The sequence below is a fragment of the Streptomyces sp. NPDC053542 genome, assembly GCF_044544685.1.
Lineage (GTDB): Bacteria > Actinomycetota > Actinomycetes > Streptomycetales > Streptomycetaceae > Streptomyces.
This window is the reverse complement of record NZ_JBITXL010000003.1, coordinates 616526-635900: the sequence shown is the minus strand read 5'-3', so window position 1 is coordinate 635900 and position 19375 is coordinate 616526. Positions and strand designations below refer to the sequence as shown.

The 19375-nt window shown below is 72.6% G+C and carries 21 protein-coding genes; 8 read left to right on the top strand and 13 right to left on the bottom strand.

Translation table 11 applies throughout. The features are described 5' to 3' along the window. The first annotated feature begins 29 nt into the window (after nt 1–29). Nucleotides 30–677, top strand: a complete 648-nt coding sequence (locus ACIGXO_RS10720; protein ID WP_399783297.1) for a hypothetical protein — start codon at nt 30–32, stop codon at nt 675–677. A gap of 91 nt (nt 678–768) precedes the next feature. Here ACIGXO_RS10720 and ACIGXO_RS10715 read toward each other — a convergent pair whose 3' ends face one another. The 3 genes from ACIGXO_RS10715 to ACIGXO_RS10705 are packed head-to-tail and all read right to left on the bottom strand — an operon-like array spanning nt 769 to nt 3943. Beyond that, nucleotides 769–1926, bottom strand: coding sequence for an Mrp/NBP35 family ATP-binding protein (locus ACIGXO_RS10715; RefSeq protein WP_399783294.1), 1158 nt, complete (start codon nt 1924–1926; stop codon nt 769–771). 60 nt (nt 1927–1986) lie between these two features. Next, complete coding sequence (locus ACIGXO_RS10710) at nt 1987–2568, bottom strand: DUF1003 domain-containing protein (RefSeq protein ID WP_399783292.1); 582 nt, start codon at nt 2566–2568, stop codon at nt 1987–1989. Beyond that, nucleotides 2558–3943, bottom strand: a complete 1386-nt coding sequence (locus ACIGXO_RS10705) for a magnesium transporter MgtE N-terminal domain-containing protein (RefSeq protein WP_399783289.1) — start codon at nt 3941–3943, stop codon at nt 2558–2560. The genes ACIGXO_RS10710 and ACIGXO_RS10705 overlap by 11 nt, the downstream gene beginning before the upstream one ends. A 259-nt stretch (nt 3944–4202) precedes the next feature. Between ACIGXO_RS10705 and ACIGXO_RS10700 the strand changes: the two genes are divergently transcribed. After that, nucleotides 4203–5000 (top strand): hypothetical protein, encoded by a 798-nt coding sequence (locus ACIGXO_RS10700; protein WP_399783287.1) that lies wholly within the window; start codon nt 4203–4205, stop codon nt 4998–5000. Nucleotides 5001–5066: 66 nt separating this feature from the next. Here ACIGXO_RS10700 and ACIGXO_RS10695 read toward each other — a convergent pair whose 3' ends face one another. Together ACIGXO_RS10695 and ACIGXO_RS10690 are read right to left on the bottom strand one after the other, a co-directional pair. Beyond that, a complete protein-coding gene (locus tag ACIGXO_RS10695) occupies nt 5067–5612 on the bottom strand; it encodes a hypothetical protein (RefSeq protein WP_399783284.1) in 546 nt (181 codons plus the stop codon). Between the two features lie 105 nt (nt 5613–5717). Continuing rightward, on the bottom strand, nt 5718–6845 hold the full coding sequence (locus ACIGXO_RS10690) for a magnesium and cobalt transport protein CorA (RefSeq protein ID WP_399783281.1): 1128 nt from the start codon (nt 6843–6845) through the stop codon (nt 5718–5720). Nucleotides 6846–7320: 475 nt separating this feature from the next. On the opposite strand from ACIGXO_RS10690, the gene ACIGXO_RS10685 reads away from it, so the two are divergent. The 4 genes from ACIGXO_RS10685 (at nt 7321) to ACIGXO_RS10670 (ending at nt 10447) form a co-directional block, all read left to right on the top strand. After that, entirely contained in the window at nt 7321–7905 is a 585-nt protein-coding gene (locus ACIGXO_RS10685; RefSeq protein WP_399783279.1) for a suppressor of fused domain protein, read from the top strand. A gap of 166 nt (nt 7906–8071) precedes the next feature. Next, nucleotides 8072–8710: a DUF6758 family protein gene (locus ACIGXO_RS10680; protein ID WP_399783276.1), complete on the top strand. Its 639-nt coding sequence runs from the start codon at nt 8072–8074 to the stop codon at nt 8708–8710. Between the two features lie 129 nt (nt 8711–8839). Continuing rightward, on the top strand, nt 8840–9715 hold the full coding sequence (locus tag ACIGXO_RS10675) for a PHP domain-containing protein (RefSeq protein ID WP_399783867.1): 876 nt from the start codon (nt 8840–8842) through the stop codon (nt 9713–9715). Nucleotides 9716–9841: 126 nt separating this feature from the next. Beyond that, nucleotides 9842–10447, top strand: a complete 606-nt coding sequence (locus ACIGXO_RS10670; protein ID WP_399783274.1) for a MarC family protein — start codon at nt 9842–9844, stop codon at nt 10445–10447. 116 nt (nt 10448–10563) lie between these two features. On the opposite strand, the gene ACIGXO_RS10665 is transcribed toward ACIGXO_RS10670, so the two are convergent. Beyond that, a complete protein-coding gene (locus tag ACIGXO_RS10665; protein WP_399783271.1) occupies nt 10564–10722 on the bottom strand; it encodes a hypothetical protein in 159 nt (52 codons plus the stop codon). A 228-nt stretch (nt 10723–10950) separates the two neighbouring features. Here ACIGXO_RS10665 and ACIGXO_RS10660 point away from each other — a divergent pair, with 228 nt between their 5' ends. Next, a complete protein-coding gene (locus ACIGXO_RS10660; RefSeq protein WP_399783269.1) occupies nt 10951–11883 on the top strand; it encodes an NYN domain-containing protein in 933 nt (310 codons plus the stop codon). A gap of 21 nt (nt 11884–11904) precedes the next feature. Here the strand turns inward: ACIGXO_RS10660 and ACIGXO_RS10655 are convergent, their stop codons facing one another. From ACIGXO_RS10655 to ACIGXO_RS10645, 3 genes are all read right to left on the bottom strand, one after another. Beyond that, nucleotides 11905–12348 (bottom strand): SRPBCC domain-containing protein, encoded by a 444-nt coding sequence (locus ACIGXO_RS10655; protein ID WP_399783266.1) that lies wholly within the window; start codon nt 12346–12348, stop codon nt 11905–11907. A gap of 112 nt (nt 12349–12460) precedes the next feature. Then, nucleotides 12461–13324 (bottom strand): alpha/beta fold hydrolase, encoded by an 864-nt coding sequence (locus ACIGXO_RS10650; protein WP_399783264.1) that lies wholly within the window; start codon nt 13322–13324, stop codon nt 12461–12463. 199 nt (nt 13325–13523) lie between these two features. Further along, nucleotides 13524–16199 carry a DEAD/DEAH box helicase gene (locus tag ACIGXO_RS10645; RefSeq protein WP_399783261.1) on the bottom strand — a complete coding sequence of 892 codons (2676 nt, stop codon included), beginning with the start codon at nt 16197–16199 and terminating at the stop codon, nt 13524–13526. 166 nt (nt 16200–16365) lie between these two features. On the opposite strand from ACIGXO_RS10645, the gene ACIGXO_RS10640 reads away from it, so the two are divergent. Beyond that, entirely contained in the window at nt 16366–17115 is a 750-nt protein-coding gene (locus ACIGXO_RS10640; RefSeq protein ID WP_031066051.1) for a ferritin-like fold-containing protein, read from the top strand. 244 nt (nt 17116–17359) lie between these two features. Here the strand turns inward: ACIGXO_RS10640 and ACIGXO_RS10635 are convergent, their stop codons facing one another. The 4 genes from ACIGXO_RS10635 to ACIGXO_RS10620 form a co-directional block, all read right to left on the bottom strand. Further along, nucleotides 17360–17638, bottom strand: a complete 279-nt coding sequence (locus ACIGXO_RS10635) for a hypothetical protein (protein ID WP_399783257.1) — start codon at nt 17636–17638, stop codon at nt 17360–17362. 240 nt (nt 17639–17878) lie between these two features. Next, entirely contained in the window at nt 17879–18106 is a 228-nt protein-coding gene (locus tag ACIGXO_RS10630) for a DUF3107 domain-containing protein (protein ID WP_399783254.1), read from the bottom strand. Nucleotides 18107–18289: 183 nt separating this feature from the next. Next, nucleotides 18290–18931 (bottom strand): TetR/AcrR family transcriptional regulator, encoded by a 642-nt coding sequence (locus tag ACIGXO_RS10625; protein WP_030264153.1) that lies wholly within the window; start codon nt 18929–18931, stop codon nt 18290–18292. A 147-nt stretch (nt 18932–19078) separates the two neighbouring features. After that, complete coding sequence (locus ACIGXO_RS10620; protein ID WP_399783251.1) at nt 19079–19294, bottom strand: hypothetical protein; 216 nt, start codon at nt 19292–19294, stop codon at nt 19079–19081. Between the last annotated feature and the right edge of the window lie 81 nt (nt 19295–19375).

Below are 19375 nucleotides of genomic sequence, written 5' to 3'. Positions count from 1 at the left end.
ACGCAGGGCAACGAGGAGGCTCCGCGCAGATGGAGACGAAGAGTCGGGCCGGCGCACACCCGGTGTCCGTTGACACCGGGGAGAAGATCGACGGCTATCTGATGGCCGATTTCCCGTGGTACGGCCTGGACGAGGCGTTCACGGGCCCGCGCCGGCTGATGCACGCCGGCGTCACCCCCCAAGGCACGGTCGAGCACGGCTCGCTCGCGCACGGCGAGGAGCCCACCATTCGGGTGGAGACCGTGCCGGACGCCGACCGCTTCACCGTCGTGGTCACCGTCCCCTGCCGCCCCGTACGGCGCAGCGCGGACGGCACGGGCGTCCTGGAAGCCACCTCGGTCTCCTCGGCCGCCTGGCTGGCCGGCTCGGGCCTGCTGAACTGCACCTGGCCGGCGCAGATGGAGCGGGCGCTGCGGCAGGACTGGCTGGACCAGCAGACGATGCTCGCGTGGGAGCTGGCGGACGACCTGACCGGCGAGGCGTGGAGCGAGCTGACGCTGCCGGTGGACGGCGTGCCGACGCCGTTCCACTACCGCGAGTCGGAGTACGGCTGGGTGCTCGCGGGCTCGGCGGGCGACGGCCCGGACGGCGCGCACATCGGCGCGTACGGGCGCGGCATGAGCGCCTACGGTCTGGGCTTCGCGGTCGTCAGGGACATCAAGACGTACGAGGGCTGAGCGCCCGCCGCGTACGACGAGGAAGGGGCGGACCGTCCGGCGGCCCGCCCCTCGTGGCTCTCTCACGGCCCGGGAATCGCCCCGGTACCGCTCAGAACTTGTTGCGCGGGGTGATCCCCAGCGACATGCCCGACAGGCCGCGCTGACGGCCGCCCAGCTTGCCGGCGATCGCGCGGATCGCCGCGCCCGCGCCGGATTCCGGGTCGGTGAGCACGACCGGCCTGCCCTCGTCGCCGCCCTCGCGCAGCCGGACGTCGATCGGGATGGAGCCGAGCACCGGCACCTGCGTACCGGTCGTCTTCGTGAGGCCCTCGGCGACCTGCTCGCCGCCGCCCGTGCCGAAGACGTCGACGATCTCGCCGCTGGGCAGCTCCAGACCGGCCATGTTCTCGACCACGCCGACGATCTTCTGGTGGGTCTGGACGGCGATGGAGCCGGCCCGCTCGGCGACCTCGGCGGCGGCCTGCTGCGGCGTGGTCACGACGAGGATCTCGGCGTTCGGCACCAGCTGGGCCACGGAGATCGCGATGTCGCCCGTGCCCGGGGGCAGGTCGAGCAGCAGGACGTCCAGGTCGCCCCAGTACACGTCTGCGAGGAACTGCTGGAGCGCGCGGTGCAGCATCGGGCCGCGCCAGACGACCGGCGCGTTGCCCGGGGTGAACATGCCGATCGAGATGACCTTCACGCCGTTCGCGGCCGGCGGCATGATCATGTTCTCGACCTGGGTGGGGCGGCCCTCGGCGCCGAGCATGCGCGGCACGGAGTGGCCGTAGATGTCCGCGTCCACGACGCCGACCTTCAGGCCGTCGGCCGCCATCGCCGCCGCGAGGTTCACCGTCACCGAGGACTTGCCGACGCCGCCCTTGCCGGAGGCGACCGCGTAGACCCGGGTCAGGGAGCCGGGCTGGGCGAACGGGACCTCGCGCTCGGCGATGCCGCCGCGCAGCGCCGCGGCCAGCTCCTTGCGCTGCTCGTCGCTCATCACGTCCAGCTCGACGGCGACGCTGGTGACGCCCTCGACCTTCGCGACCGCGTCGCGCACGTTACTGGTGATCGTCTCGCGCATCGGGCAGCCGGAGACGGTGAGGTAGACGGCGACCGAGACCGCGCCATCGGCCGCGATGTCCACCGATTTGACCATCCCCAGCTCGGTGATGGGGCGGTGGATCTCGGGGTCGTTCACCGTCGCGAGCGCATCGCGGATCGCGTCCTCGCTCGGTGCGGCCGTCGTGGGCGTGTCGGTAGCCATGTACTGCATGGTACGGCTCAGTAGGCCGCCTCCGGAAAGGGCCGGGCACGGTCGTGTTCGTCACTCTCGGTGGCGGCGCGCCGACGTGCGCTCCTCGTACTCGCCGTCCTCGTCCCGCCGCTCCTCCAGCTCCTTGATCAGGTCCTGCAGCTCCGAGCGGATCCAGTCCCGGGTGGCGACCTCGCCGAGGCCGAGGCGGAGCGCCGCGATCTCGCGGGTCAGGTACTCGGTGTCGGCGATCGACCGCTCGTTCTGCTTCCGGTCCTGCTCGCGGCTGACCCGGTCCCGGTCGTCCTGCCGGTTCTGGGCGAGCAGGATCAGTGGCGCGGCGTACGACGCCTGCAGGGACAGGGCGAGGGTCAGGAAGATGAAGGGGTACTCGTCGAAGCGCAGCGGCGCGGGTGCCGAGACGTTCCAGGTGACCCACACGATGATCAGGACGGTCATCCAGACGATGAACCGGCCGGTGCCCAGGAACCGCGCGATCTTCTCCGACAGCCGCCCGAACGCCTCCGGGTCGTACTCCGGCAGCAGACTGCGGCGCGGCGCGCGCGGCATGTCCAGCCGCACCCGCGAGCGCTCCCCGGTGACCGCCGCGGCCCGTGCCCGCTCCTTCGCGCTCTCGCGCTCCTCAACGCCCATGCGCGCCCCCGCCGGCGGCCCCGGCGGCACTGCTGCCCCGACCGCCGCTCGTATGCCCGTTCATGCGGCCCTCCGGGCGGCCGTCGCCGTCCTCGGCCATGTGCGCGCCGGGGTCCACCCCGGGCGCGCCGTGCAGATCCGTCTCGCGCCAGTCCTCGGGCAGCAGATGGTCCAGTACGTCGTCGACCGTCACCGCGCCCAGCAGCGACCCGCTCTCGTCCACGACCGGCGCGGCGACCATGTTGTACGTGGCGAGGTAGCTGGTCACGGACGGCAGCGGGGTGTCCGGCGGCAGCGGCGGCAGATCGCTCTCCACGATCGCGCCGACGAGGGTGAAGGGCGGGTCGCGCAGCAGCCGCTGGAAGTGGACCACGCCGAGGTACTTGCCGGTCGGCGTCTGGTCCGGCGGCCGGCAGACGTACACCTGCGCGGCGAGCGCGGGGGAGAGGTCGGGGTCGCGTACCCGGGCGAGCGCGTCGGCGACCGTGGCGTCCGGGCCCAGCACGATCGGCTCGGTGGTCATCAGACCGCCCGCCGTCCGCTCCTCGTACGACATCAGACGCCGTACGTCGGCCGCGTCACTGGGCTTCATCAGCGTCAGCAGCCGCTCCTTCTCGTCCTCGGGGAGCTCGGAGAGCAGGTCGGCGGCGTCGTCCGGGTCCATCGCCTCCAGGACGTCGGCGGCCCGCTCGTCCTGCAGCTTGCCGAGGATCTCGATCTGGTCGTCCTCCGGCAGCTCCTCCAGGACGTCGGCGAGCCGGTCGTCGTCCAGCGCGGCGGCCACCTCGGCGCGCCGCTTCGGGTTGAGGTGGTGCAGGACGCTCGCCAGGTCGGCGGGGTGCAGCTGCTCGAACGTGGCGAGCAGGCTCTCCGCGCCCTGCCCGTGCTCCTCCAGAGAGAACCCGGTGACCTGGGACCACTCCAGGGTCAACGTTTCTCCGCGGCGCCTGAGCGTCCCGCCCTTCCCCTTCCGTACGAAGACCTTGTCGATCTCCCAGTCGCGACGGGCCGGCAGCTGGGTGATGCCGATGTCCAGGACGGTGACCTCTTCACCGGTCTCCACGATGCTCACCCGGCGGTCCAGCAGCTCGCCGAGGACGAGCGTCTCGGAAGCGCGCTGCTCGAAGCGGCGCATGTTCACCACGCCGGTGGTGATCACCTGGCCGGACTCCACGCCCGTCACCCGCGTCATCGGCAGGAAGATCCGGCGTCGGCTGATCACCTCGACGACCAGTCCCAGCAGCCTGGGCGGCCGGCCACCCACGCGCAGCATGGCCACCAGGTCGCGCACCCGGCCGACCTGGTCGCCGTTGGGGTCGAAGACGGCGATGCCGGAGAGGTGCGAGACGAACACCCGGGGGGTGACCACCGCCATGCCGCGCGCCTCCGCTCCTTCTCCTCCGGCTCCCGGCGGACCGGGGCCGCCCGACTCCCGATAAAACGGCTGAAATCGCGCTTCGGCCGGACTTCAGGCTAACGCGCTCACCGGGCGGGTGCCCCGGCAGGCACCACCGTACGGCTGTCCCCTTCTCCGCCCCGGCCCTCCGCGTCGGAAGGTGTGCGGGGCACCGGTACGCTGCCGTACGCCGTCGAGGCCACCGCGACCGACCCAGTGCACCAGGAGGCAGGCAGCCGTGACCGCTATTTCGCCAGGTTCGCCAGGAACGAGCCGCCGGTCCCGCGCCGCCCGCCGCCGCGCGGTCCGCGCGACGGCCGCCGCGGCGGTGTGCGCGGGCCTGGCCCTCGCGCTGGCGGCCTGCGGCGGCGAGACGGAGGACCCGGACGCGGGCACCAACGGCGTCGGGAAGCTGTCCCCCGCCAAGATCCGGACGAAGACGCTGGCCGCCGCCGCGGACGCGGGGAGCGTGCACGTCTCCGGCAAGCTCGTCAGCGGCCGCAGCACGTACCAACTGGACATGCAGCTGGCCCAGAACGGCGGCAAGGGCACGGTCAGCACGAAGGACACCACCTTCTCCCTGCTGCGCATCGACCGGTCGTTGTGGGTGAAGGCCGACGCGGACTTCTGGGCGCACCGGAAGGGCTCCTCGCCGAGCAAAACCGATACGGCGGCCGCCGCCAAGCTGGGCGGCAAGTACGTGAAGGTGCCCTCCGAGGACCGCACCTACCAGCAGTTCAGCGGCTTCACCGAGAAGGAGCCGCTGCTGGACACGCTGCTCACGCTGCACGGCGGCCTCTCCCGCGGCGCGCACGGCAGCCTGGACGGGACCCGCACGATCCGCGTCGCGGCCGCGAAGGGCAACGGGGGCACGCTGGACGTCTCCCTGGAGGGCGAGCCCTACCCGCTGCGGCTGCAGCGGGCCGGCGGCGCGGGCGTGGTCACCTTCGAGGACTGGGACGAGCACATCGAGCTGGAGCGCCCGGCCGACGACAAGGTCGTGGACTACGGGGAGAGCCTGGGCAGCGGGAACTGATCCGGCCGCGCAGGCATTACGGAAGGCCCTGCCGGCAACACGGCAGCGGTACTCGGGGAACGGCGCTCAGCCGCGCTTCTTGCGGCGCAGCAGCTTCGGCAGCGCCGCGGGGGCCGGCTCTCGGGTCGTGGCACCGGTCGGCAGCGGACGGGCGGCCTGCGCGTCCGCGCCGAAGTCCGTACGGGCCGCGGGCGCCCCGTCCCGGGTGAGCGGGGCCAGCCGCAGTACCCGGCACTCACGGGCCCAGCGCTCCGGCATGGTGTCCGCGTCCGGCGCGTTCAGCCGCTTGCCCTTCAGCTCGCCGACGGCGGCCTCCCAGGGCTCGCTGTGCGGCGCGGCCTCGGTGACCCGGGCCGTCCAGGCGACCAGCCGGCCGCCCTTGTCCTTGCTGCGGACGGTGACCGTGGCGGTGGCGCCGTCGGTGAGGCCGAGGTCCGCGAGCGGTTGCTCCAGAGGGCCGTCGCCGACCAGACACGCGGCGCCGTCGTGCCAGACGTGCCACAGCGCGCGGGCCGGACCCGCGGTCCCCTGGACCCAGATGAGGCCGGACTTCTTGGTGGCCTCCTCGATGAGGGCCTGGTCGAGCAGCGGCTGAGGCACGGTCTCCGTCATGCCCGCAAGCCTAGCCAGGCCCCCGCGCGGACCGTGCCGCCGCCCCGCGCCGAGTGCTCGGGCCGCTGCGCCGAGCGCTCGTGCTGCTGTGCGCGCCCCCGCCCGCTACAGCCAGCCGTTGCGCTTGAAGCCGCGGTGAATGCCGAAGCAGATGGCGACCGTGAGCATCAGGACGGCCGGGTAGCCGTACTTCCAGTGCAGTTCGGGCATGTACTTGAAGTTCATGCCGTAGATGCCCGCGATCATCGTCGGCACGGCGAAGATCGCCGCCCAGGACGTGATCTTGCGCATGTCCTCGTTCTGGGCCACCGTCGCCTGCGCCAGGTTGGCCTGGAGGATGGAGTTCAGCAGGTCGTCGAAGTTGAGCACCTGCTCGTTGACGCGCGCCAGGTGGTCGGCGACGTCCCGGAAGTACTTCTGGATGTCGGAGTCGACCAGCCGCATCGGCCGCTCGCTCAGCTGCTGCATCGGCCGCAGCAGCGGCGACACCGCCCGCTTGAACTCCAGTACCTCGCGCTTGAGCTGGTAGATCCGCCCGGCGTCGCCCTTGGACGCGCTGCCGCCCCGGCCCTGCGCCTTGCCGTTCGTGCCGGAGCTGAAGACATCGATCTCGACCTCGTCGATGTCGTCCTGCACCGCGTCGGCGACCGCGATGTAGCCGTCCACGACCTGGTCGGCGATGGCGTGCAGCACGGCCGAGGGGCCCTTGCCGAGCAGCTCGGGGTCGTCCTGGAGGCGGTGCCGCAGCGCACGCAGCGAGCCCTGGCCGCCGTGCCGGACGGTCACGATGAAGTCCCGGCCGGTGAAGCACATCACCTCGCCGGTCTCCACGACCTCGCTCGTGGCGGTCAGCTCGGCGTGCTCGACGTAGTGGATCGTCTTGAAGACGGTGAAGAGCGTGTCGTCGTACCGCTCCAGCTTGGGCCGCTGGTGGGCGTGGACGGCGTCCTCGACGGCCAGCGGGTGCAGCCCGAACTCCTTGGCGATGCCGGCGAACTCGCGCTCGTTCGGCTCGTGCAGGCCGATCCAGGTGAAGCCGCCGTTCTCCTGTACGTCGGCGATGGCCTCGGCGGGGGTGATGTGCTTGGTGACGCGGCGTCCGTCGCGGTAGACGCCGCAGTCGACGATGGCGCTGTTGGTCGTGGCGGCGCGGGTGGTGTCGTACTCGTACGGGGAGTCGCCGCGACGCCGGGAGGGGCGGACGGCGGCGCGCAGGTCGCGGATCATCGACATGGCGGGCTCCTTCACGGGCCGGCCGTCAGCCGAGGGCGCGGGGCGTAACGCAACCCGGAACGTGGACGTACGCGGCATCGTCGGCCGTACGTCCGCAAAGCGGGCGGCGCTCCGTGCGGGGTGCTGACGGCAGTTCGCAGTGCGGAAAGAACAGAGAAAACCGAGGTGCAGGCGTTCTTCCGTCAGGTGCTGCGGGTGCGAAGGGTCTTCAGTGTTTCGCCGTGAAACGGCGGGGTACGGAAGCTCTCGGAATCAGGAGAGTCGCATCATCAGCGGGAGGACGGGAGAACTGCCGGTACTGCACGGTCGACTAGGATCCATGCCAGTCCCACCTCCTCCGGCCGGTCCCTGCTGGGGGACGACGTCTTTCGCTGACCAGATGGCAAGGCTATCAGCCGACTGAACCGTTACGGCCCCGCTCCACCGCGCTTTGCCTGTTCCATACCGGGTACGTGGCCGGGCCTATGCTCGCCGCATGTCTGACGTTCTTGAGCTGGTCGAGGCCCGGCTGCTGATGGCCCTGGGCAATCCGGACGCGCGCGCGTCGGTGACGTTCCTCGGTACGGACCGCATCGAAGTACTGCGCTACGCCGACGGCGAGCTGGTGCGGTACGTCACCCTGGGCATGTCCGCGAACCCCATGACCGACCCCTCCGAGGTGCTCGCCGACCCCCTGCGCGGTCCGCGTGCCGAGCTGGTCCTCACGGTCCGCAACGGCCGCGCCGACACCGACAAGGTGCTCAAGGCCCTCGCCGTACTGGCCGCGTCCCCGCAGGTCGAGGGCGTCATCGTGGCCCCGGGCGCCTCCCTGGACGTGGGCGAGCCGCTGTGGCCGGGCGCCCCCTTCACCTCGGTGCTGGTCACCGAGGGCGGGGGACTGGTGGAGGACCTGGAGCTCGACGACCCGATGGATCCGGTGCGCTTCCTGCCGCTGCTCCCGATGACGCCGAACGAGGCGGCCTGGAAGCGGGTGCACGGCGCGGCGGCCCTGGAGGAGCGCTGGCTGCAGCAGGGCACCGACCTGCGGGACCCGCTGCGGAGCGGCGTGGCCCTGGACTGACGCACTCCTCTGGACTGACGCACCGAGATCGAAACGTCACCGTACGAAGATGGCGTGAACCGAGTGGCTCATTGGCCTGAAGTGATCGGTGCGGCGCGGCGCAGGGCTTGCCCGGACGGGTGATCGTCCTTGACGCGCGGGCGGCCCTGGAGGACCGTTGAGCTTTATGAGGGGCGAACCCAGTTGCCCGAAGTGCGGTGGCCGGGTGCGGGCGCCCGGTCTCTTTGCGGACTCCTGGCAGTGCGACGTGCACGGCACCGTGCACCCGCTCCAGCCGGTCGTGCCGCCGAGCGTCGAAGCGCTGGCCGTGGTGGTGAACCGTGCGCGCGTTCCCGTGTGGATGCCGTGGCCGCTGCCGGTGGGCTGGCTGTTCACGGGTGTGGCCTGCGCGGGGGACGACCGCAGCGGCGGCCGGGCCACGGCGGTGGCCTGCTCGGGACCCGGACCGCTGGGCGGGCCGGGCGAGCTGGTGCTGGTCGCCGAGGAGCTGGGCGTCGGCCTCGGCGCGCGGTATGCGGGCATCGACGGCCCGGACCCGGTCCCGTACATGAAGGTGGACCGCTCGCCGCACGCCAAGGTGCTGGCCGCCGGCCGGCCGACCCCCCTGTGGCACGTCGAGGGCGTCCCCGAGGACCGCGCGGTCTTCGCGGGCGAGGCGCGCGGGCTGTGGCTGTGGGCGGTCGTCTGGCCCGAGCAGTCGGGGATGCTGATGTACGACGAGCTGGTCCTGACCGACCTGCGGGACGCGGGCGCCGAGGTCGACCTGCTGCCGTGCGGCGCGCTGTCACCGCGCATCCTTTCCTGAAGCGCATCCTGTCCTGAGAGCCGCGCCCCCGCCGGGGGCGGTCCCACGGGCGGCGAACAGGCGACCGATCGGCCGCCGGTTATCCTTTGGGCGTCCCCTGTTGTCCGGTCCGTGTCTGGAGTCCGCGTCGTGCGCATCGACCTGCACACCCACTCCACCGCGTCCGACGGCACGGACACCCCCGCCGAGCTGGTACGCAACGCCGCCGACGCCGGCCTGGACGTCGTCGCGCTCACCGACCACGACACCGTCGGCGGACACGCGGCGGCCAAGGCCGCGCTGCCGCCCGGCCTCACGCTCGTGACCGGCGCCGAGCTGTCCTGCCGGCTGCCGGCGCGCGACGGCAGCGGCGACGGCATCAGCCTGCACATGCTGGCCTACCTCTTCGACCCCGAGGAGCCGGAGCTCGCCCGCGAGCGGGAGCTGGTACGGGACGACCGGGTGCCGCGCGCCCGCGGCATGGTCGCGAGGCTCCAGGAACTCGGCGTGCCCGTGACCTGGGAGCAGGTCGAGCGGATCGCCGGGGACGGCGCCGTCGGGCGGCCGCACATCGCCACCGCCATGGTCGAGCTGGGCGTCGTGCCCACCGTCTCGGACGCGTTCACCCCCGAGTGGCTGGCCAACGACGGACGGGCGTACGTCGAGAAGCACGAGCTGGACCCCTTCGAGGCGGTCCGGCTGGTCAAGGCCGCGGGCGGGGTCACCGTCTTCGCGCACCCGCTGGCCCTCAAGCGCGGCGTCTGCGTCCCCGAGAGCGCGATAGCCGAGCTGGCCGCCGCCGGTCTGGACGGCATCGAGGTCGACCACATGGACCACGACGCGCCGACCCGGGACCGGCTGCGCGGCATCGCCGCCGACCTCGGCGTGCTCACCACCGGCTCCAGCGACTACCACGGCAGCCGCAAGACCTGCCGGCTCGGCGAGTACACCACCGACCCCGAGATCTACGGGGAGATCGTGCGCCGCGCGACCGGCGCGTTCCCCGTCCCGGGCGCCGGCGGCTGATCCGGGCCGCCCGGCCCGTCACCTCTCCGCCCCGGCGGCTTTCCGGCGCCCCGCGCCGTCTTCCCCCTCCGTACGCGCGCCGTGCTGCGCGGGTACGTCCGTACCACCTCTCGCAAGGCCATCACCGTGCTCGACCTCGCTGTCTTCGGCTCCCTCTTTCTCACGCTTTTCGTGATCATGGACCCGCCCGGAATCACCCCGATCTTCCTCGCCCTGACCTCCGGCCGGCCGGCCAAGGTGCAGCGCCGGATGGCCTGGCAGGCGGCGGCCGTCGCGTTCGGCGTCATTGCCGTCTTCGGCGTCTGCGGCCGGCAGATCCTGGCATATCTGCACATCTCCACACCCGCGCTGATGATCGCGGGCGGGCTGCTGCTCCTGCTGATCGCGCTCGACCTGCTGACCGGCAAGTCCGAGATGCCGACGCAGACCAAGGACGTCAACGTGGCGCTGGTGCCGCTGGGCATGCCGCTGCTGGCCGGGCCGGGCGCGATCGTGTCGGTGATCCTCGCCGTGCAGCACGCGCAGGGGCTCGGCGGTCAGGTCTCGGTCTGGGCGGCGATCGCCGCGATCCACGTGGTCCTGTGGCTGGTCATGCGCTTCTCGCTGGTGATCATTCGGGTGATCAAGGACGGCGGGGTGGTACTGGTGACCCGGCTGGCCGGCATGATGCTCTCCGCGCTGGCCGTCCAGCAGATCATCAACGGCGTGACGCAGGTGGTCGGCGGGGCCTGAGCCCCAGGTGCGGCCGCCGCGCCCCGGAAACACGCCGCCCCCGTACGGATCGTCCGTACGGGGGCGCGGCTGTCGGCGGGCCGGTGGTCCGGCGGGCCGGGAAGCCGGGGGCTGCGCTACGAAGCGGCCACTGCGGAATCGGCGGGCCGGATGTAGATGCGCTGGCCGATTGCGGCGGCCTGCTGCACGATCCGGTTGACGGAGGCGGCGTCCACGACGGTGCTGTCCACGGCGGTGCCGTTGACGTCGTCAAGGCGCATGATCTCGAAGCGCATAAAGGGCTTCTCCCTTCGTCTGATCCTCCTGAGGAGAACTACTCGAATGGCACGAGTGCCTGTCATCGGTGTCAGGCATGCCATGGGGGACAACGATGTGTCCTGAGCAATAATTCCCTACGCTAAAGAAAATTTTTACCAGTCTAATTACTCACTGGTAAGTACGGTCGTCGCACACCCCCCGGCCGGTTGTGCCTTCCCCGCCCGCGCCAGGAGAATCGGACCGGTATGAACGACGACCTCCGGCCCACGGGCCCCACCGACCTCGCCGCTGTCGTGGCGGGCATCGAGCGCACCAACGAGCTGCTCAACCGCGTCCTGGCCGAGGTCGCCACCACTCCTTCCACGCACGCGGTCTTCGTGGACGCGGGCTACCTCTACGCCGCGGCCGGCCGGCTGGTCACCGGCACGGAGGACCGCCGCTCCTTCGACCTCGACGCCGAGGGGATCATCGACGCGTTCATCGAGATGGCCCGGACGGTCTTCCCCGACAGCCGGCTGCTCCGCGTGTACTGGTACGACGGCGCGCGGCGCCGCATCCACACCCTGGAGCAGCAGTCCATCGCCGAGCTCCCCGACGTGAAGGTCCGCCTCGGCAACCTCAATGCCAACAACCAGCAGAAGGGTGTCGATTCCCTGATCCGCTCCGACCTGGAGTCGCTCGCCCGGCACCGCGCCATCAGCGACGCCGTGCTCATCGGCGGCGACGAGGACCTGGTCTCCGCCGTCGAGGCGGCGCAGGGGTACGGCGCGCGGGTGCACCTGTGGGGCATCGAGGCCGTCGACGGGCGCAATCAGGCCGAGCCGCTGCTCTGGGAGGTCGACAGCCAGCGCACCTTCGACCTGGAATTCTGCAAGCCGTACGTCACCGAGCGCACGGTCCACGACGGCGGTACCGCGGGCCCGGCCGATGACGGCCCGGCCCCCAGCCGCGAGGACGTCCGCTTCGTCGGCGCGCAGGTCGCCGCCCAGTGGCTGGCCTCGCGCGGCCGGGACTGGACCGCCGACCTGCTGCCCGGCCACCCGTACCTCCCCGGCGCCGTCGACCAGGACCTGCTGACCACCGCCGAGAGCCTGCTGCACCACTCCCTGCGCCCGTACGCGGACCTGCGGCGGGTGCTGCGGGACGGCTTCTGGGAGCACGTACGGGCGCAGTTCTGAGCCCGTACGCCGTCCGGGGCATCAGTCCGCCACGTACTCCGCGAGGCGCGCGAAGAAATCGGTCCAGCCCGCCTTGGCCTGCGCGTACTGCTCGGCGGTCAGCGTGCCGCCGGTCTGCTGGAAGTCCATCTCGGTCTTGTCGCCGAGGCCGTTGAGCGTGACGGCGACCAGCTCGCCCTCGGCCTCCTCCGGGGCCGAGGCGTCCTTCAGGGTGAAGGTCAGCCGCTCGGGCGGCACGATCTCCCGGTAGACGCCGCCGAACGGCAGCTCACCGCCGTCCTCGGTGCGCACGACCAGGTGCCACGCGCCGCCCGGCCGGACGTCCATCGCCACCCCCTCGACGGGGACCTCCAGCTCGCCCCCGTACCAGTACGCGAGGGCCTCCGGCGTCGTCCACGCCCGGAACACCCGGTCCCGCGGGGCATCGAAGAGGCGAATGATCGAGATGCCGCTGTCGTCCGTCATGGGTAGATGGTCGCCCGGGTGGGCGCGGCCGGCTTCCCGAAGTGGCCGGCGGAGTGCCGTTCCGGCCATTCCGGGAGGGTCGCGACGGAAGGGGCGTGGCGGAGGGATGCCGTTACCGGCCGTCCGCCCCGTCCCAGAAAGCGACGAGGGCCGCCGCCGTCTCCTCGGGCCGGTCGACGTTGGGGGAGTGCTCGGCGCCCGCCACGACGGTGCGGTGCGCGCCGAGCCGCTCGGCCATCTCGTCCAGCTGCGGCACCGGCCACGCGTAGTCGACGGCGCCGGACAGCACGTGCTTGGGCAGCGGTACGGCGGCCAGCGCGGCCACCCGGTCGGGCTCGCCCGCTATCTGCCGCGCGGTGCCGATCAGCTGCTCCGGCACGGTGCCCAGCCAGCGCCGGTGAAGGAACTCGGCGACCTCCGGCGGGGTGGTCTCGCCCGCCGCCTCCGGGGGGTCCAGGTCCCGCATCGCCTGCCAGACGGCCTCCATCGTCAGCGTCTGCAGCGCGTCGATGAGCATTTTGGCGCGGGCCTGCTGTTCGGGGGCGACCGCCGCCGGCCCCGAACTCATCAGCGTCAGCGAGCGGTACGGCGAGGCGTCGTCGAGCACCGCGGCCCGGGCCAGCAGTCCGCCGAGCGAGTGCCCCAGGAGGTGTACCGGACCGGCGTCGAGCGCGGCCGCCTGCGCGGCGATGTCCCGCGCCAACTCCCCTTGGACATACGCCTGTTCATCGCGCGGCCCGGGCGACTCGTGCTGGCCTCTGCCGTCCACGGCCACAGCGCGGTACCCGGCCGTCGCCAGCGGCGCGAGCAGCGGGAGGAAGTCCTCCTTGCTGCCGGTGAAGCCCGGTACCAGCAGGGCGGTGCCGCGCACGGGACCGTCGGGACGCGCGTCGTGCACCGCGAACTCACCTCGCGCGGTGGCGAGTCGGTACGCACGGGCACACGAGGGCAGATCGAGGAACGGGGGCCTACTCATGGACCCGAGGCTATCCGGGACGGATGTCCGGCGGGTGCCGGAAAGATGACGTCCGCCTGCTCCGCCGTACGGCGTACGACGTAGTGCGTACGGCCGTCGTGCGGACGGCAGCGGAGGCCGTCCGCGCACGGTCCGCCCGCCCGCACGACGACGGCCCCGTACCGCCTGAGCGGTACGGGGCCGTCGAGGGCCTGCGGGCTCAGCCCTGGGGCGCAGCCTCGGGTGCCGCGGCCGTCTTCTTGGCGGCGGCCTTGCGGGTCCGGCGCGGCTTGGCGGGCGCCTCGGCGGCCGCGTCCGTGCCCTCGGGGGCGGCCTCGGCCTTCTTGGCGGCCGTCTTGCGCGTGCGGCGCGGCTTGGCCGGGGCCTCGTCCGCCGCGGTGGCCTCGGCGCCTTCCGCGGCGTCCACCGCGGCCTCCGCCTTCTTGGCCGCGGTCTTGCGCGTGCGGCGCGGCTTGGCGGGCGCCTCGGTCACCTCGGCGGCCGCGTCCGTGCCCTCGGCGGTCTCGACGGCGGCCTCGGCCTTCTTGGCGGCCGTCTTACGGGTCCGGCGCGGCTTGGCCGGGGCCTCGTCCGCCGCGGCGGCCTCGGCTGTCACCTCGGTGCCCTCGGCGGTGTCCACCGCGGCCTCCGCCTTCGTGGCGGCGGCCTTGCGCGTACGGCGCGGCTTGGCGGCCGGCGCCTCGGGGGCGCTCTCCGTGACGGTGGCCTTCGCAGCGGCGCGCTCGGCGGCCTTCTTGGCGGCGGCCTCCTCGGCGGCGCGGCGCTCGGCGGCCAGCCGCTGCGCGGCGACCTCGACCGTCTGGAAGCCCACCGAGGTGTCCTCCTTGACGATCACCGGGCGCCGGGGCGCCGGAGCCTTGGCGACGGGCGCCCGGCCCTCGGCGGTGGCGACGGCGGCCTCGGGGGCCGCGCCCTGAGCAGCACGGGAGCCGCGGGCACGGCGGCGGCGCGGCTTGGCCGGCGCCTCCTGCGCGGCGTCCGGGCCGGTGCCCTGCACCGGAACGGTCGCGGTCGCGGGTGCCGCCGGCTCGGCGGCCACCGGCTCGGCCTGCGCGACGGCCGGCTCGGGCTCGACGGCGGCGTGCGCGGTGGCGGTCCGCTGCGTGGCGGCGGCGGACGTGGCCGTGGCGGACGCGGCGGCGCGCGTACGGCGACGGCGGCGCGGCTGGCGGGGCGCGGTCGTGCCCTCGGCGGTGTCCGCCGCGGTCTCGGCCGCCTCGCTGCCCTGCGTACCGGCAGCGGCCTCCTCGCCCTCGACGGGGGCGCCGTTGCGCGTACGGCGGCGCTTGCGCGGCGTACGCGTGCGCTCCGCGCGCTCCTCCTCGCGCTCCCGGTCGGCCTTGCGCGGCCCGCGGCCGCGGCCGCCGGTCTCGCCGAGGTCCTCGACCTCCTCGGCCGCCAGGCCCGCACGAGTGCGCTCCGAGCGCGGCAGTACGCCGGTGATGCCCTCGGGGATGTTCAGCAGCTCGTAGAGGTGCGCGGAGGTGGAGTACGTCTCCACCGGATCGTTGAACGAAAGGTCCAGCGCCTTGTTGATCAGCTGCCAGCGGGGGATGTCGTCCCAGTCGACCAGCGTGACCGCGGTGCCCTTGGCGCCCGCGCGGCCCGTACGGCCGATGCGGTGCAGGTAGGTCTTCTCGTCCTCGGGCGTCTGGTAGTTGATGACGTGCGTCACACCGCCGACATCGATGCCACGCGCGGCGACATCGGTGCAGACGAGGACGTCGACCTTGCCGTTGCGGAAGGCGCGCAGCGCCTGCTCGCGGGCGCCCTGGCCGAGGTCGCCGTGGACCGCGCCGGAGGCGAAGCCGCGGCGCGCGAGCTGGTCGGCGATGTCGGCCGCGGTGCGCTTGGTACGGCAGAAGATCATCGCGAGCCCGCGGCCCTCGGCCTGCAGGATGCGCGAGACCATCTCCGGCTTGTCCATGGAGTGCGCGCGGAAGACGTGCTGGGTGGTGTTGGCGACCGTCGCGCCCTCGTCGTCGGGCGAGGTGGCGCGGATGTGGGTCGGCTGCGACATGTAGCGCCGCGCCAGCGAGATGACCTGGCCGGGCATGGTCGCGGAGAACAGCATGGTCTGCCGCTTGGCCGGGAGGTACTGGATGATCTTCTCGACGTCCGGCAGGAAGCCGAGGTCGAGCATCTCGTCGGCCTCGTCCAGCACGAGACCGCGGACCTGCGAGAGGTCCAGCTTCTTCTGGCCCGCCAGGTCCAGCAGCCGGCCCGGGGTGCCGACGACGACGTCGACGCCCTTCTGGAGCGCCTCGACCTGGGGCTCGTACGCCCGGCCGCCGTAGATGGCGAGCACGCGGACGTTACGGACCTTGCCGGCGGTCAGCAGGTCGTTGGTGACCTGCTGGCACAGCTCGCGGGTGGGGACGACGACCAGCGCCTGCGGCGCGTCGGTCAGCCGCTCGGGCTTGGCCCGGCCGGCCTCGACGTCGGCGGGGACGGTGACGCGCTCCAGGAGCGGAAGGCCGAAGCCCAGGGTCTTGCCGGTGCCGGTCTTGGCCTGGCCGATGACGTCGGAGCCGGAGAGGGCGACCGGGAGGGTCAGGGCCTGGATGGGGAAGGGAGTCGTGATGCCGACGGCCTCGAGGGCTTCGGCGGTCTCGGGGAGGATCCCGAGGTCTCGGAACGTAGACAGGATGCTTGCCTCTTCTGTGAGTCGCGGCGCGAGGCGACGAAGGGGATCAACCGTGCCTGCCTGCCGTCGTACGGTTACGTACTCGGCTCGGCCCGGCCTCCTAGGGCCGGATGGCGCGGGACCACTGCCTTCGCTCAGGCGCTCGTGCCGCGAGCGGTGTTCCCCTGCCGTGCGCTGTCTTGTACGCGTCGAGGCAGAGGGCGGTCGGGGTGGAGCCGATCGGGCCACCGACCGGGCATCCGCATTCGTGAAGCACCCACCGAAACTTCGGCGGGCTCTTTACCACCATACCCCGGATGAGCGCATGTGTGTCCGGGCAATCGTTCGGTCGGGTGGTACCCGAGTGGCTGACCAGGCCCTTCCCCGGGTTGCGGAGCGGGCTATTGTGCGCTCCATGGAGACGCCTGACAACGCCACCGCCGACGCCCCCGCCACGCCCGACGAGCCCACCGGGATCGCCGCCCAGACCTGGGAGGAGGCGGCCGCCGACCCGCAGTACCGGGCCGCGGTGACCGACCTGCTCGGCGCCCTCGCGTACGGCGAGCTGTCCGCCTTCGAGCGGCTGGCCGAGGACGCCAAGCTGGCGTCCACGACGGACGACAAGGCTGAGCTGGCGAAGATGGCGACGGCGGAGTTCCACCACTTCGAGCGACTGCGGGAGCGGCTCGCGCAGATCGACGCGGAGCCCAACGCGGCCATGGAGCCGTTCGCCGCCGCGCTGGACGAGTTCCACCGCCAGACCGCGCCGTCGGACTGGCTGGAGGGCCTGGTCAAGGCGTACGTCGGCGACTCCATCGCCAGCGACTTCTACCGTGAGGTGGCGGCCCGGCTGGACTCCGACACCAAGGAGCTGGTGCTCGGTGTGCTGGATGACACAGGGCACGCCTCCTTTGCCGTCGAGAAGGTCCGCGCGGCCATCGAGGCCGATCCGCGGGTCGGCGGCCGGCTCGCGCTGTGGGCGCGCCGCCTGATGGGCGAGGCGCTCTCCCAGGCGCAGCGGGTCGTGGCGGACCGGGACGCGCTGTCGACGATGCTGGTCGGCGGTGTGGCCGACGGCTTCGACCTGGCGGAGGTGGGCCGGATGTTCTCGCGCATCACCGAGGCGCACACCAAGCGGATGGCGGCGCTGGGGCTGGCCGCGTAAGCGCACCCCGGGCCGGGGCCGCGTCAGCAGGCCCTGGACCGGTGCGCCCGGCGGGCGTGCGATCACTCACACCTCTGTGCGCCCCGCACTGCTCCGGCAGGCGGGGCGCACAGACGTGAACACGCCGTTTCTCTCTCCGGACATCGGCCGGAAACCGTCCGTCCCGGCGGCCGCCCCACCGGCGCCCGCTCCTGCGGCGCCGGCCCCCTCCGGGCCGTCCGTCTCAGAGTCCGGTACGGGCCGCTCAGGCCGTCGCTGATCGGCGCAGCCGCCGGGCGGGCCGGGGCTCGGGGCGCATCAGCAGCGAGAGCAGCGCCGCGGACAGGCCCACGGCCACGAGCAGGACGACCGGTATCCGCCCGGGCCCCAGGATCGTGTGCGCCAGCAGCGCGCCGAAGACGGCTGCCGCGGGGCCCGTGGACAGCGTCAGGCTGTGCTTCGGGAAGCGGCCGGGCAGCCGCCGGAGGGCGGCGAGAGCGAGGGCGAGGCCCAGGGCGGCGGCGCCGAGCACTTCCAAGATCATGTTTCCCCTCCCGCACGGATGACACCGCCGTGCGGTGGCGGTGTCACGGCCATTCGTGGGCCGTCGTACCCAAGGGGCGCCACGGGCAATCGTGCCGGGCCGGACAAAGGTGCGATCACGGCCCTGAGCAGGGGAAAAGCGCCCGACAGTACGGAGAGCGGGCGCATGCGTACGGGCGGGGCCCCCGGGGAGTTTCTCCCGGGGGCCCCGCCCGTTCACGTGCTGTGCGCGGCAGGCGTCCTACAGAGCGCCGAAGCCCACCTTGCGCCCGGCGGGCTCGCCGATCTCGACGTACGCCAGCCGGTCCGCCGGCACCAGGACCTTGCGGCCGTGTTCGTCCTCCAGGCTCAGCAGCTGCGACTTGCCGGCCAGCGCGGCGGCCACCGCACTCTCGACCTCCTGGGCAGGCTGCGAGCTCTCCAGGACGATCTCGCGGGGCGCGTGCTGCACGCCGATCTTGACCTCCACGGCTTATGTCCCTCCGACGGTCTCGGTCCCCCCGGGCTGACCAGGGGGCGGGGTGCGCGACGATCCGCGCCGTACGCAGCACACATTAGCCCGGTACGGGGACGGACAGGCCGCTATGGAGCACGCCCGCAGCGAACACGGGGCCAGGGCTCGCCCTGGGCGCCCCGTGTGCCGCGGCGGGCGTCAGTGGCCCTCTGTGCCGTGCAGGGGGAAGCCCGCGATGCCCTTCCAGGCCAGCGAGGTGAGCAGCTGCACGGCCGTGTCACGGGTGACCGTGCGCTCGCTGGAGAGCCAGTACCGCGCGACGACCTGGGAGACGCCTCCCAGGCCCACCGCGAGCAGCATGGACTCTTCCTTGGACAGCCCGGTGTCCTCCGCGATCACGTCACTGATCGCCTCGGCGCACTGCAGCGAGACCTTGTCCACGCGCTCGCGGACGGCCGTCTCGTTGGTCAGGTCCGACTCGAACACCAGGCGGAACGCGCCGCCCGGGTCCTCCACGTATGCGAAGTACGCGTCCATGGTCGCCGCGACCCGCTGCTTGTTGTCGGTGGTGGAGGCCAGGGCCGTCCGTACCGACTGCAGCAGCGCCTCGCAGTGCTGGTCCAGCAGGGCGAGGTAGAGGTCGAGCTTGCCGGGGAAGTGCTGGTAGAGCACCGGCTTGCTGACGCCGGCCCGCTCGGCGATGTCGTCCATCGCCGCAGCGTGGTACCCCTGCGCCACGAAGACTTCCTGTGCAGCGCCCAGGAGCTGGTTGCGCCGCGCCCGGCGCGGCAGGCGCGTGCCCCGAGGGCGCGCGGCCTCTGTCTGCTCGATGGCGCTCACGCCGCCTCCCAGTGTCGTTCCGTACGAGATGCACACAGCACGGTGCACCGCGCCCGCCATCGTACTTTTGGGTAACGAGGCTGTGCGCGGTCAGGAGCGAGAATTTATCCGCCCGGGGCTTGCGGGAAGCCGACATACCGGTTCAGGTCACCGGTAATCGTCTTCGTCCAGCTCGACCACCCGGGCCTGTTCTGCGCGGTCCGCTTCGTTCGCGGTGTCGGGATCGCCCCCGGTCAGCGCGTCGTCCTGGTGTGGAGCGACGTCCGCGAGCTGTTCCTGGGCGTCCGCCTCGGGTGCTTCCGTATCGATTTCGGTCGCCTCGTCCTCGTCGAAGGTATCCGGATCTGTGGGGTCGACAGGCATGGTGGCTCCCCTTTCCTGGGCGAGCGCCCTTTACACGAGCCTAGGAGAGGGGATTGCCCGGCGCGACGTGGTGCGCGCCGC

What these genes read in the sequence shown, in the direction of transcription:
- ACIGXO_RS10720 (WP_399783297.1), top strand. Translation starts at nt 30, where the DNA reads ATGGAGACGAAGAGTCGGGCCGGCGCACACCCGGTGTCCGTTGACACC.
- ACIGXO_RS10715 (WP_399783294.1), bottom strand. Translation starts at nt 1,926, where the DNA reads ATGGCTACCGACACGCCCACGACGGCCGCACCGAGCGAGGACGCGATC.
- ACIGXO_RS10710 (WP_399783292.1), bottom strand. Translation starts at nt 2,568, where the DNA reads ATGGGCGTTGAGGAGCGCGAGAGCGCGAAGGAGCGGGCACGGGCCGCG.
- ACIGXO_RS10705 (WP_399783289.1), bottom strand. Translation starts at nt 3,943, where the DNA reads ATGGCGGTGGTCACCCCCCGGGTGTTCGTCTCGCACCTCTCCGGCATC.
- ACIGXO_RS10695 (WP_399783284.1), bottom strand. Translation starts at nt 5,612, where the DNA reads ATGACGGAGACCGTGCCTCAGCCGCTGCTCGACCAGGCCCTCATCGAG.
- ACIGXO_RS10690 (WP_399783281.1), bottom strand. Translation starts at nt 6,845, where the DNA reads ATGTCGATGATCCGCGACCTGCGCGCCGCCGTCCGCCCCTCCCGGCGT.
- ACIGXO_RS10685 (WP_399783279.1), top strand. Translation starts at nt 7,321, where the DNA reads ATGTCTGACGTTCTTGAGCTGGTCGAGGCCCGGCTGCTGATGGCCCTG.
- ACIGXO_RS10680 (WP_399783276.1), top strand. Translation starts at nt 8,072, where the DNA reads ATGAGGGGCGAACCCAGTTGCCCGAAGTGCGGTGGCCGGGTGCGGGCG.
- ACIGXO_RS10665 (WP_399783271.1), bottom strand. Translation starts at nt 10,722, where the DNA reads ATGCGCTTCGAGATCATGCGCCTTGACGACGTCAACGGCACCGCCGTG.
- ACIGXO_RS10660 (WP_399783269.1), top strand. Translation starts at nt 10,951, where the DNA reads ATGAACGACGACCTCCGGCCCACGGGCCCCACCGACCTCGCCGCTGTC.
- ACIGXO_RS10655 (WP_399783266.1), bottom strand. Translation starts at nt 12,348, where the DNA reads ATGACGGACGACAGCGGCATCTCGATCATTCGCCTCTTCGATGCCCCG.
- ACIGXO_RS10650 (WP_399783264.1), bottom strand. Translation starts at nt 13,324, where the DNA reads ATGAGTAGGCCCCCGTTCCTCGATCTGCCCTCGTGTGCCCGTGCGTAC.
- ACIGXO_RS10640 (WP_031066051.1), top strand. Translation starts at nt 16,366, where the DNA reads ATGGAGACGCCTGACAACGCCACCGCCGACGCCCCCGCCACGCCCGAC.
- ACIGXO_RS10635 (WP_399783257.1), bottom strand. Translation starts at nt 17,638, where the DNA reads ATGATCTTGGAAGTGCTCGGCGCCGCCGCCCTGGGCCTCGCCCTCGCT.
- ACIGXO_RS10620 (WP_399783251.1), bottom strand. Translation starts at nt 19,294, where the DNA reads ATGCCTGTCGACCCCACAGATCCGGATACCTTCGACGAGGACGAGGCG.